Below are 12,357 nucleotides of genomic sequence, written 5' to 3' on the forward strand. Positions count from 1 at the left end.
CGCGAGAAAGGGTCGCGTGCGCCCCAGCATTCCAATGAAGAAGGATTTTATGTCTAGCGAAAGTATGTCTTGTGACAGCCAGTCCAGCGAAAGCGTGCCGCGTGAGAGTGCCATAAATGTGGTTAACCTCAAAAAGTCCGTTATTACTCAGGAAGGTGAGTTAACTATCCTCGACGGCATTAACCTGCATGTCAAGCCGGGGCAGAGTGTGGCGATACTCGGACCTTCCGGCTCGGGCAAGTCGACCCTGCTCGGGCTGCTGGCCGCCTTGGATACCCCTAGCTCGGGTGAGATCTGGCTCGACGGGGTGGCACTGTCCGACTTGAACGAGGAGCAGAAGGCGAGCCTGAGAAAACAGAAGGTGAGCTTCATCTTTCAGTCTTTCATGCTGGTCGACACCCTGACGGCGCTTGAGAATGTGATGTTGCCCGCCGAACTCGCCGGAATCGGGCAGGCGAGGGAAAAGGCGCAACAGATGCTGGAGCGGGTCGGCTTGTCCCACAGGCTGACCCATCTGCCCAAACAATTGTCCGGTGGTGAGCAGCAGCGGGTCGCCATCGCCCGTGCCTTCATCTGTGAACCTAAGGTGCTGTTTGCCGACGAGCCCACGGGTAACCTAGACGCCGCCAACGGCCATAAGATTGCCGACATGTTGTTTGCCCTCAACCAGGAGAGTGATACCACCCTGGTGCTGGTGACCCACGACATGCAGCTGGCCAGGCGCTGTCAGCGGCAACTGCTGATGGAGTCGGGACACTTGTCCGAGCCCGAGCACTCGAATGCACAAGCGCCCGGTGCCGGCTCTCAAGACTGCAGCGGGACAGAGCGCGCAGGCCCCAAGGCCGTTACGGCCGCGGATGACGGCGCCATGCCGACACGGGAGTCGGGCACATGGAACTGAGTCTGGCCTGGCGTCTGTTCAAGCGCGAGTTACGCCAGGGGCAGCTGCTGCTCATCATACTGGCCATCACCCTGGCGGTATTGTCTGTCAGCGGCCTCGCCAGGGTCAGCGAGCGGCTGCAATTGGCGATCCAGGGCCAGGCATCGCAGTTTATCGCCGCAGATCGCCTCATCTTTTCCCCGGCCAAATTGGCGCCCGAGCTGCTGGCGCGGGCCGACGCCCTGGGGCTGAAAACCGTTAGCAACCTGCAGTTCAACTCCATGGTGTATTCGGGGGATAAGTTTCAGTTGGTGACGGTGCGGGCGGTGCAGGCCGGCTATCCGCTCAAGGGACAGATAGAACTGGCCTCGGGCCCGACCCGGGCGCTGCCTGCGGCGGGGGAGATCTGGTTCGAAACCCGTCTCGGGGGCCTGCTCGACCAGCCTGAGACCCTAGAGCTGGGCAACAGCGAATTTCGCCTCGGCGCCGAGATCCGCCGTCTGCCGGACGCCGGCTTCAATCCCTTCGCTTCGGCCCCGGTGATCCTCATGCGCATCGAAGATGTCGCCAAGACGGGCATAATACAGCCGGGCAGCAGGGTGAGCTATCTGTATCAATTCGTCGGCACAGAGGCGCAGCTCAAGGCCTTCGAACTTGAGGTCAAGCCCAGGCTCACCACCAGCCAGGAGTGGCGCGATGTGCAGTCGGGTGAGTCACCCATCGCCGCCGCCGTCAAGCGCGCCGAAAGTTTCCTGCTGCTCGCCAGCCTGCTGGGCATAGCCCTCGCCTGTGCCGCCATAGGTATCGCCGCCCAGCGCTACTGTCAGCGCCACTATGATGTGGTCGCCATGCTGAAGACCTTCGGCGCCTCGGCCAAACAGATCCGCCGTTTGTTCGGGATGCACTTGCTCATGGTGACCCTGGCCGGCCTGGGCTTGGGCCTGCTCGGGGGGTACTTGCTGGATCTGGGGATCACAGCTTTCCTGCCCGCAGACATAGCGGCCTATGCGCCGCCACTGCTGCGTCCCGTGTTGCTGGGCCTGGGCACTGGGCTCATCAGTGCCTTCATGTTTTCCGCCTATCCCTTGTTGCGCCTGCTGGCGATACCGCCGTTGCGGGTGTTGCAACATAACCTCGAAGGGGTGAATGTCGGCATGTGGCTGCATCTGCTGTTGAGCCTGCTGGCGATGGCGCTCTTGGGGTACCTGTATTCCGGCAGCCTGACTCTGACCCTGACAGTGGTGGCGAGTGTGCTCTTGCTGGCGGCGCTGCTGAGCCTGTTGGGTTTCGGCATGATACGTCTGGGTCATAGCGTGGGGATGAAGACCACCAACCCCTTGCAACTGGCGCTGGCGGGCCTGCGCCGCAGGGCGCGGCAGAATGCGTTGCAACTGGTGGGCTTCAGCAGCGCCCTGGTATTGTTGTTGACCATATTGTCGCTGCGGCAGGACTTGCTCGACGAGTGGCAGAAACAGTTACCCGCCAATGCCCCGAATTATTTCCTGGTGAATATCGCCCCCGACGATGAACAGCCATTGGCGGCGTTTATGGCGGAGAAGCAGATAGCGACGACCGACATTTATCCCGTGATCCGCGGGCGTCTGAGCCGGATCAACGGTGAAGAACTGCTCTCCCGGGAACAGCTGGACGCGGGTGAACAGGGGCGGCTGGGAATAGGGCGTGAACTCAATCTAACCTGGCGGGAGCAGCTGCCGCCCAACAATGAATTGCTGCAGGGTGAGTTCAACCGCAACGCCTTCGATGTGTCGGTCGAGTCCGGGGTCGCCGAGCGCCTCGGCATAGCCATGGGGGATAAGCTGACCTACAGCATAGACAATCGTGAGCTGGTGGTGACCGTCAGCAGCATACGCAATGTGCACTGGGAGACGCTGCAACCGAATTTCTTCATGATCTTCACCCACGAGGCCCTGGCCCAATTCGCCTATACCTCGATGGCGAGCTTCAGGCTCGAAGAGGCACAGCGCCCCGTGCTTATCGACCTCATCCAGCAGTTTCCTACCCTGTCCATCATAGATGTGGGCACCATGGTGGAGCAGCTCAGGCTGATCATCGCCCAGGTTTCGCTGGCGCTCAGCCTGGTGCTGGCCCTGGTGGTGCTGGCCAGTGCCCTGGTGCTGTTTGCCCAGACAGAGGCGGGTATGGCGACCCGGCAACGTGAGCTGGCGGTGCTGCGCACCTTCGGCGCCTCGGGTTGGCTGCTGCGCAGCGCCACGGGCATAGAGTTTGCGCTGCTTGGTAGCATAGCCGGCTTGTTGGCCGTGGTGGTGACCGAGTTTGCTCTGTACCTGCTCAAGACCCAGGTGTTCGAGCTCAATGTCTACCCCCATTGGCCTTGGTGGGGCATAGCCCCCGTCTGTGGCGGTTTGTTGGTGGCGCTGCTCGGTGTGTGGCGCTGTCGGGCGCTGCTCAGCCTGTCCTGCAGTGAGTTGCTCAAGGGAGAGTGAGACCAGTAATGTGTGTCTTAACTAATGTTTGCAATAGGTGCTAAGGAGTGGGATATGGAGCAAAGGATAATGTCTGGGGTGATGCAGAGGGTTGGCCGCGGCATCAGGGATAACAAGGGCTTTCTGCTCTTTGTTGGCCTCATGTGTGTGTTTCGCAGCGCAGTGGCGGATTGGAATACTGTCCCGACCGGCTCCATGTTGCCGACCATAGTGCCGGGCGACAGGATCCTGGTGGATAGGCTCGCCTATGATCTTCGTCTGCCCTTCACCCATGTGTCTCTGGCAAGACTCGAAGATCCCGCCAGGGGCGATATCGTGGTCTTCGATTCCAAGGCGGCCGATAAGCGTTTGGTGAAGCGGGTCGTCGGCGTGCCGGGTGACAGAGTCGCCATGCGCAACAATCGCCTGACGATCAATGGCGTGGCGCTGGACTATGGGGAGCTGGATGGCACTGCCTCAGCCTCAGCCGCCGTGACCGTCGCAGGAGCTGAGCCGCCGAGCTATGTCGACAAACAGGAGTCTCTGCCCGGCGCGGCGCACGCCATTCGTTTGATGCAGCGCAGCTCAGGGTTAGCCAATTTTGGCCCTGTCAGCATTCCGGCCGGTTATTATCTGGCTCTGGGGGATAACAGGGACAAGAGTGCCGATTCCAGGGTGATAGGTCTGGTGCCGCGCGATGAAATCCTCGGCCGGGCCAACAGGGTGCTGCTGTCACTGGACTATGGGGATTATTATCTGCCACGCGCCGACAGGTTTATGCGGTCGTTGCAGCCCTAGCCAAGCCGCTGGCTTCAGCGGCTGTCAGTGGTTAGTGGCCCATGGAGGCGTTTCCTGGGCTCTGCCATTCACAGCGCATCTAAGCTAGTTTGTGTAACAGGAAGTGCAATTAACCAAGGTGAGGTGAGACATGATTGACAAGGTATTTATCAATTTGCCGGTGAAAGATTTACCCCTGTCGGTACGCTTTTTTACCGCGTTGGGCTTCAGTTTTAATCCGCAATTTACCGACGACAGCGCCACTTGTATGCTGGTGACCGACAATGTCAGCGTGATGTTGCTCAGTCATGAGAAATTTCTTCAGTTCACCCCCAATCCCATCTGTGATGCCAGGGAGGCGACCGAAGTCTTGGTCTGTTTGAGTGTCGACAGCCGTGCCAGGGTCGATGAGCTGGTGGCCAAGGCGCAGGCCTCAGGCGGCAGCAGTTATAATCAGCCCCAGGATCATGGTTTCATGTATGGTCATGGCTTCAAAGATCCCGACGGCCACATTTGGGAATTGGCCTATATGGAGAGTCAGGAGCAACAGCAGGGATAAGCCCGAGCCAGGCTCCCGAACCCCATCATGAGGTGGATACTGGGTTCGGGGCTGGCATTTTCAGGAGCAGGCATTTTCAGCTGATCCCCATGGCCCATGGCATTTGCTAGCTCAGCAGATCCGTGAGCGCGGCTTCCAGATAGGGGTAGTTGAAGCTGAAACCTGCGGCGAGGGCGCGCTTGGGGATCACAAACTGCCCCTCTGTGATCAGTTCTGCCATTTCGCCCATCAGCAATTTGAGTGCCCAGGCAGGGACTGGGAGCAGCGCCGGCCGCTTCAGTACCCGTCCCAATGTCTTGGCAAACTCGGCATTGCTGACAGGGTGGGGGGCCGTGGCATTGTAGATGCCGTGACATTTGTCTGTGTTGAGCATGAATTCAATCAGCCTGAGGAGATCCTGTTGGTGGATCCAGCTCATGCCTTGTTGTCCCTGACCTATGGGGCCGCCTAAGCCGAGCTTGAAGGCGGGTAACATCTTGGCCAGCGCGCCGCCCAGCCCCAGCACTATGCCGAAACGCAAGATACAGACCCGGGTCCGATCCGAGCTGGCTTTTTGTGCCAGGGCCTCCCAGCGCTGGCATACCTGGTGACTGAATTCATTGTAGAAGGAGCCGGCTTCATCCAGGTGTTCGCTGCCGTGGCGGCCGTAGAAACCCACGGCGGAGGCATTGATCAGCACCTTGGGCGGCGTGTCGCTCTGGGCGATCAGCTGGGCCAAGGACGCCGTCATTTCCCAGCGACTGTCGCAAATGCGTTGTTTCTGTGCCTCGGACCAGCGTTTGCCGACGATAGGTTCACCGGCAAGGTTGATCACTGCGTCTATGTTGTTGAGCTCGGTGAGCCCGATCAGGCCCTGATGGTAGCCGTGCTGCTCGCCGAACTTGGCGGTGGCGGCCTGTATGTCGCGGCTCACTAGCACCAAGGAGTGGGTCTCGCCGAGCAGGCTAACCAGCTGGCTGCCGATAAAGCCCGTCGCCCCTGTGATTAATATTCTCATCTTGCCTGGTCCCCTTGCCAACTTGTATTGAGTATAAGTGCGGCCGGGGGAAAGGCGGCTTATTGAGGTTATTTTTTGTAACACAGCTCCATGGAGACCGAATCGGCGAAGCGCAGCGCATGGGGCTTGTCTATCTCGACACTGGCAAATTCGACCCAAGCATGCTCGCTGGCAATGGCCAGTACCTGGTTGGTGAGGTTTTCCAACAGGGAGAAGCGGTTGTTTTCGATGAGCCCTATGACTCTCTTGGTGATGGTGCGGTAGTTCAGTGCATCTTCAACCTTGTCGCTGTTGCGGGCTTTCTCGGCACAGTAGTGAATAACGATATTCACTACAACGTCTTGCCGGTTTTGAATTTCGTCTTCCTTGATACCAATAAAAGTACGGAGCCTGAGGTTTTTAATGCGTATAATGGCGGTTTCTGGTTTCATAGTACCGATAATCATTCCGTTCATGGTTGAGGCGTGTTGCCTGAAAATGTTGTCTTTATTGGCACTTAGCCTAGCAATTTTATCCAGGATCAAGAAGGATTTTTAACTCATGACTCGAGCCAATGTGCCCTCTATGGCCTATCGCAGTTTTGCCGTGATGGCATTTTTGGTGGTGATCCTGGCAGGGATAAAAGCCGCCAGTCCGATAGTGGTGCCCTTCGTGTTGTCGGCCTTTATCGCCATGATCTGCAACCCGGCCATCGGCTTCATGATGCGCTTCAAGATCCCCAAGTGGCTGGCCGTCATAGTGCTGATGGGGTTCATAGTGCTGATGGGGCTGTGGTTGGCGTCTTTGGTGGGGCGCTCGGTCAACGAGTTTTCCACCCAGCTGCCCCATTACCGGGATCAGTTGATCGAGCAATTCGGCTGGCTTATCCAGAAGCTGCAATCCCTGAACATACAGGTCTCCAAGGCGCAACTGCTGGCGTACTTCGATCCCGGCATGGCCCTGTCCATGACCACCAACATGTTGTCCGGTGTCGGCAATGTGATGGCAAACCTGTTTCTCATCATACTGACCATAGTCTTCATGCTGTTCGAAGCGCAGGCGCTGCCGAAGAAGCTGCATTTGGCGCTGGACGATCCCGACATGCGCCTCAAGCAGATAGATAAGTTCTTGAGCTCGGTCAACCAATACATGGTGATCAAGACCCTGGTGAGTCTGGGCACCGGGGCCATAGTGGGCCTAGGGCTGGCTATCATAGGCGTGGATTACGCCTTGCTGTGGGCGGTCATCGCCTTCCTGTTTAACTACATACCCAACATAGGCTCCATCATAGCCGCGATCCCGGCGATACTGCTGGCCTTCATCCAGCTGGGGCCAACGGCAGCCGGGGCCACGGCTGCCCTGTACCTGGGCTCCAACATGGTGATGGGCAATGTGATCGAACCCAGATTCATGGGACGGGGGCTGGGGCTGTCGACCCTGGTGGTGTTCCTGTCGTTGATTTTCTGGGGCTGGCTGTTGGGCTCGGTCGGCATGCTGTTGTCCGTGCCGCTGACCATGATAGTCAAAATAGCGCTGGAATCGAGCGAGAGCGGCGGCTGGCTGGCGGTGATGCTGGCGGACGATCTCAGCGAGCTGTCACTGCTCAAATCCGGACAGGCTTCAGAGCCGTCGCCCGTGATGCTCGAGCCCGCAGCCGAGGCCACGCCTGAATCTGAAGCCGAAGTTGAATCTGAGACTGAGGCTGAAGTTAAGTCCAACTGACCGAGATGACAGCGAAAATGATGCCGGTGCTGCGAGCGCATCCGGCGAGCAGCCGCCTTGGCAGCTGAATTATGTGTCAACCGAATCGAGGCATCCATGCCTGCAATGAGTGTAATGAATGAGTAGTGAATCGATACAAAGTTTTATCCAACAAGTGGCCGCCGCCGAGTTAACCGACGAGGCCGTCAGGCTGTTCCATGGCCGCGGCGGGCGTTTTCCCGGCTGTGAACACTTATGTCTGGATTGGTTCGCCCCCGTGTGGTTGCTGACCAGCTTCATGCCATTGGAGGCCGGCGAGCTGGCGTCTTGCGTGGCGGCAATAGCGCAGCGCTGGGGTCAACTCGGGGGCGATGAGGCGTTCAACCTGGTGTACCAGTATCGCAGCGGCGGCCAGACCCATACCCAGTTGCTGCATGGCGCCGTGCCTGAGCCGCATCTGGTGTCCGAGAATGGCATGCAGTTTCAGGTGCACCTGCTGCGGGGCCAGAACCATGGTCTGTTTCTCGACATGCGCAACGGCAGGCAATGGCTCAAGGACAACGCAAAACACAAGAAAGTGCTCAACCTCTTTGCCTATACCTGTGGCTTCTCCGTGGCCGCCCTGCGCGGCGGGGCGGATGAAGTGGTCAACATGGATATGAGCAAGGGGGCGCTCGCCATAGGCAAACAGAACCATGTGCTCAATGGTTTTCATGCCGGTGCTCGTTTCCTGGGACACGATATCTTCAAATCCTGGGGCAAGCTGACCAAGCTGGGTCCCTATGACATCATAGTCGCAGATCCACCGAGCAATCAGAAGGGCAGTTTCGTCGCCACCAAGGACTATGTGCGCCTGTTGCGCCGCCTGCCGGAACTCATGAGTGCCGATGGGGAAGTCTTGCTCTGTCTCAATGCCCCCGAACTCGACAGCCAATTCCTGCGCCGCCAAGTGGCAGAGGTCGCGGCGCAGCTGACCTTCATCGAGCGGCTCGATAATCCAGCCGTGTTCGAGGATGCAGATCCGGAAAAGGCCCTGAAGGTATTGCGTTACCGTCTTGCCGCTGCGACCGGCGGGCAATGATGTTCCGCAGTCGACCCCGACAAACCAGCAGCCTGGCAGCGAACTATCGGTAAACTGTCGGCGAACCCTAGGTAAGCCCGCGGCCAAACGTCATCGCACCCGGCCAGTCACCCTGGCCGGGAAACTCTGGTCTGTGAGGTTAGTAGGCGAGGCGTTCGGAAAGGAGTGATTGGCCGTAGGTCTCTATGATTTGCGCTATGCTGCGCTGGTCTTTTTTGGCCAGTGAAGAGATCTCGTTGTAGAGCTTGTCCTGCACATCGAGGGGAATGTTCATGTGTTCCATGAACATGTGTATGCCCAGGGTGTCGTTACGCTCGAATAGATCGGCGAATCTTCCTGCTTCGAATTCAATCAGTGCATTCATCATCGATCTCCAGTGTCATCTATTAATAAATAGCAGCTGCGGCATCGCCGAAATAGACTATTTGCTTGTAAGCAGCATGGGCTAAATGCCTGAAGCTGCTAAGCGGCACAATTTCTGTAAGACTTTCTTGGGTTTTCCCTGAAAGGCGCCGATTTCAGCATTTTTTGGCTGAATGAGACGACAAAATTGAAAGTTTTCTGTAACTCCGGCTCTGGCTTGGGTATAATGCCGTTGTTGGAAAGACAGCTGGGGAGAGGCTGTTTTTCCTGACCGGGCAAAATGTCGACTCATACAAGACATGCCTCTGAGACCTTACTGAATCTATGCGGAGTTGTTATGGAAGTGCTGGAATACGAGAGTGCCTACTATCAAGTGAAAGACGATGTTTCCTTGTCTGTTCCTGCCGAGTGCGATGAAGAGGCCTGAGACAGCCGCTGACAGCGACAGATAAAAAAATAGCGACCCCAGGGTCGCTATTTTTTTATCTAATGCCAGCCGGCTTAACCGTTGACCTGGCGTTTTTCGGGCAAGATCTCGACTATCACCCAGTTCTTGCCGCGTTTATGCAGCCGCAAACTTCTGTCATCGATCCAAAACTGCCCCGCTTTCAATCCCTTGAGTTTGATGACCACGGTCACCTTGTCGGACAGCTTACGGAAAAAGTCGATATCCACATCATCTATTTCCATTTCGACGTCCGTCATCGACAGGTTCAGCATGTGTCGTTGCACCGAGGCGGCTATATAGTAATGTTCCAGGAGCTCCTGCAGTGGTTCGCTGACATATTGCTTGGCCTCGTCGACATCTTTGTCGACATAGATGGCTTTGAAGAATCCCAGGGTGACTTTCTCCGGGGAATGGGTTAACGCGCCGTCTTCGGCAGCGTCACCGCATCCGAACAGGAAGAGCAGGCATAGAAAAGCGAGTTTTTGCATAGGACAGTCAATCATGGGTTTGCCGGTCAGTATCGCGATTTCTGCCCCGAGACACAAGATCTGCCGTTAATGGTCCGATTTAGCGTTTCGGCTATTGACTCATCAGTCTCATTCATGGCATATACAGAGAGATGACTGCTCAAGGTTATCCACAGAATCTGTGGAAAACTGTGTTGACGACTGAAGGCTTGCACTTTAAGTGCTTGATATTATGTCGGATAAAACTGTGGTTAAAAAGTAACTCCCCAGCATTTCTGCTGCTGAAAACATCCGTTCCCCGTTTCAGTCCCGTATCTTAGATGGCAATCGGCCCGGTTGGACAGTCGTTTGGATTAGCCGGCCATAGTGAGTCGCAATCCGGACACTCGAGTCATTTGAGCTAAAAAAACACCGCTTAAGGCGGTGTTTTTTTCGTTCTGCTGCAGCCAGGGCTGCCGGTGTCTGTGCGACTCGCGGCTATGAGCTCTGCGATGCCTGGATGGCGGTCAGGGCTATGGTGTAGACGATATCGTCCACCAGGGCGCCGCGGGACAGATCATTGACGGGTTTACGCATGCCTTGCAGCATGGGGCCTATGCTGATCAACTCGGCACTGCGCTGCACCGCCTTGTAGGTGGTGTTACCCGTATTGAGGTCCGGGAATACGAATACCGTGGCCTTACCTGCGACCGGGCTGTCGGGGGCCTTGGAGCGCGCCACATTGGGCATCACGGCGGCGTCATATTGCAGCGGGCCGTCGATCACCAGATCCGGGCGTTTCTCCTTGGCGATACGGGTGGCCTCGCGCACCTTATCCACATCCGATCCTGTGCCCGAGGTGCCGGTCGAATAACTGATCATCGCCACCCTGGGTTCTATGCCGAAGGCCATGGCAGACTCGGCCGATTGAATGGCGATATCCGCCAGTTGTTCGGCGTTGGGATCCGGATTGATGGCGCAGTCACCGTAGACCAAGACCTGATCCGGCATCAGCATGAAGAAGATGGACGATACCAGGCTGGAGCCAGGCGCCGTCTTGATCAACTGCAACGGCGGGCGTATGGTGTTGGCCGTGGTATTGACGGCCCCTGACACTATGCCGTCGACTTCGTTTTGCGCCAGCATCATGGTGCCGAGCACCATATTGTCTTCCAACTGCTCACGGGCGACGACTTCGGTCAGGCCCTTATGACGCCTCAACTCCAACATGGGCTCGACATAACGCTCACGGGCATCCAGGGGATCTATGATGTCGACGCCATCGCCGAGGGTGACGCCCTGTTGGGCGGCGATCCTCAGTATGTCGTCTCTGTTGCCCAAGAGCACGCAGCGGGCAATGCCGCGTTCGGCACAGATGGCGGCGGCCTTGACGGTACGGGGCTCGTTGCCTTCGGGCAAGACGACCGTCTTGCGGGCGGCGCGGGCCAGCTCGGTCAGCTTGTAGCGGAATGCCGGCGGTGACAGCCTATGTTCCCTGGGTGAGTGTTTGGTCACCCCTTCAATCCAGCTCTGATCTATATGACTGGCAACGTATTCCTGTACCAGTTCGATGCGCACCGCATCATCGACCGGCACTTCGTGATCGAATCTCTGGATGTTGAGCGAGGTCTGCCAGGTATTGGTGTCTATGAGGAACACAGGCAGACCGGTCTCGAAGGCCTGCTCGCATAGCTTGAGGATCTCCGGCTCCGGCTCATAGCTGCCGGTCAGCAGCAGGGCACCGACCTTGACCCCATTCATGGCCGCCAGACAGGCGGAGACTATCACGTCCGAGCGATCTCCCGAGGTGACCAGCAACGAGTCTGTCTTGATGTGGGTGACCATGTTGGGAATGCTGCGGGCACAGAAGGTGACCTTACGCAGCCTGCGGGTGTCCATCTCGCCGGCGTTGATGATGCGGGCATTGAGATGCTGGGCCAGATCCGAGGCCCGGGGCGAGACCAGATCCAGGTTGTAGGGCACAGTACCCAAGATCCTCAAGGGGCTCTTGCCCGGCAGCTGGAACATGCCGGCGGTATCCGGACGTTGGGTCTCCTGGTGATCGAACACTTCCGACAGATCCGGGCGGGCACGGCCTTCATCATCGACAGGTGCGCCTATCTTGTTGATGATGGCGCCTATCAGGCGTTTATTCTTCTTGCCGCCCCAGGAGTTATAGGCAATTTCGAGGCGGTTCATCAGGCCGGTGGAGCTGTCGTTGCCCGGGGTGGCGATAAAGATCACGTCTGCATCTATCGCCTTGGCGATGGCATAGTTGATGTCGCGGGCGAAGGGGTGATGCCGGGTCGGCACCAGGCCTTCGACGACGAGGATCTCTGTGTTGGCGGCACATTCGGCGCTACGTTCTATGATCTGCTCCATCAGCACATCCGTCTGATCCGTGCGGATCAGCGCCTCGGCGTGGGCCATGCTGAAGGGTTCGAGTGGATTGACCGTCTGCGACTGGCGCAAGATGGTGGTCGAGCGCTCCGGGCCGGTATCTGTGGCGCGTTGCTGAGAAATAGGCTTGAAGAACTGTACCTTAACCCCGTGGCGCTCCAGCGCCCGGACCATGCCCAGGCTCAGGGAGGTGAGGCCAACGCCGACCCCGGTGGGAATTAACATGATATGGCGGGACATAAGAACCTCTGATATCTGTGATTACTTGGCAGCAGGGCTGCA

11 protein-coding genes are annotated in these 12,357 nt (G+C 57.6%); 6 read left to right on the plus strand and 5 right to left on the minus strand.

Going from position 1 to position 12,357, the window contains the following annotated elements; all coding sequences use genetic code 11:
* Positions 1 to 49 precede the first annotated feature (49 nt).
* The 4 genes from LZP73_RS11855 (at position 50) to LZP73_RS11870 (ending at position 4,660) form a co-directional block, all read left to right on the plus strand.
* Positions 50 to 901, plus strand: a complete 852-nt coding sequence (locus LZP73_RS11855; RefSeq protein ID WP_234235202.1) for an ABC transporter ATP-binding protein — start codon at positions 50 to 52, stop codon at positions 899 to 901.
* Entirely contained in the window at positions 892 to 3,345 is a 2,454-nt protein-coding gene (locus tag LZP73_RS11860) for an ABC transporter permease (protein ID WP_234235203.1), read from the plus strand. The genes LZP73_RS11855 and LZP73_RS11860 overlap by 10 nt, the downstream gene beginning before the upstream one ends.
* Before the next feature lie 81 nt (positions 3,346 to 3,426).
* Positions 3,427 to 4,122 carry a signal peptidase I gene (gene lepB, locus LZP73_RS11865; RefSeq protein WP_442800739.1) on the plus strand — a complete coding sequence of 232 codons (696 nt, stop codon included), beginning with the start codon at positions 3,427 to 3,429 and terminating at the stop codon, positions 4,120 to 4,122.
* A 130-nt stretch (positions 4,123 to 4,252) separates the two neighbouring features.
* A complete protein-coding gene (locus tag LZP73_RS11870) occupies positions 4,253 to 4,660 on the plus strand; it encodes a VOC family protein (protein ID WP_234235204.1) in 408 nt (135 codons plus the stop codon).
* Positions 4,661 to 4,766: 106 nt separating this feature from the next.
* Here LZP73_RS11870 and LZP73_RS11875 read toward each other — a convergent pair whose 3' ends face one another.
* Both LZP73_RS11875 and folX read right to left on the minus strand, forming a co-directional pair.
* Complete coding sequence (locus tag LZP73_RS11875; RefSeq protein ID WP_234235205.1) at positions 4,767 to 5,657, minus strand: TIGR01777 family oxidoreductase; 891 nt, start codon at positions 5,655 to 5,657, stop codon at positions 4,767 to 4,769.
* Between the two features lie 68 nt (positions 5,658 to 5,725).
* Positions 5,726 to 6,088 carry a dihydroneopterin triphosphate 2'-epimerase gene (gene folX, locus LZP73_RS11880; RefSeq protein ID WP_169564833.1) on the minus strand — a complete coding sequence of 121 codons (363 nt, stop codon included), beginning with the start codon at positions 6,086 to 6,088 and terminating at the stop codon, positions 5,726 to 5,728.
* A 109-nt stretch (positions 6,089 to 6,197) separates the two neighbouring features.
* Here folX and LZP73_RS11885 point away from each other — a divergent pair, with 109 nt between their 5' ends.
* Positions 6,198 to 7,358, plus strand: coding sequence for an AI-2E family transporter (locus LZP73_RS11885; RefSeq protein ID WP_234235206.1), 1,161 nt, complete (start codon positions 6,198 to 6,200; stop codon positions 7,356 to 7,358).
* Positions 7,359 to 7,491: 133 nt separating this feature from the next.
* Positions 7,492 to 8,418 (plus strand): class I SAM-dependent methyltransferase, encoded by a 927-nt coding sequence (locus LZP73_RS11890; protein ID WP_234235282.1) that lies wholly within the window; start codon positions 7,492 to 7,494, stop codon positions 8,416 to 8,418.
* Between the two features lie 139 nt (positions 8,419 to 8,557).
* Here the strand turns inward: LZP73_RS11890 and LZP73_RS11895 are convergent, their stop codons facing one another.
* The 3 genes from LZP73_RS11895 to pta all read right to left on the minus strand — a co-directional run bounded on the left by LZP73_RS11895 (position 8,558) and on the right by pta (position 12,315).
* Positions 8,558 to 8,782 carry a hypothetical protein gene (locus LZP73_RS11895; RefSeq protein WP_234235283.1) on the minus strand — a complete coding sequence of 75 codons (225 nt, stop codon included), beginning with the start codon at positions 8,780 to 8,782 and terminating at the stop codon, positions 8,558 to 8,560.
* Positions 8,783 to 9,282: 500 nt separating this feature from the next.
* Complete coding sequence (locus LZP73_RS11900) at positions 9,283 to 9,717, minus strand: hypothetical protein (protein WP_234235207.1); 435 nt, start codon at positions 9,715 to 9,717, stop codon at positions 9,283 to 9,285.
* A 456-nt stretch (positions 9,718 to 10,173) separates the two neighbouring features.
* A complete protein-coding gene (gene pta / locus LZP73_RS11905) occupies positions 10,174 to 12,315 on the minus strand; it encodes a phosphate acetyltransferase (protein WP_234235208.1) in 2,142 nt (713 codons plus the stop codon).
* Positions 12,316 to 12,357: the final 42 nt, after the last annotated feature.

The sequence above is a fragment of the Shewanella sp. AS16 genome (genome assembly GCF_021412365.1).
In the GTDB taxonomy this organism is placed as follows: Bacteria; Pseudomonadota; Gammaproteobacteria; order Enterobacterales; family Shewanellaceae; genus Shewanella; species Shewanella salipaludis.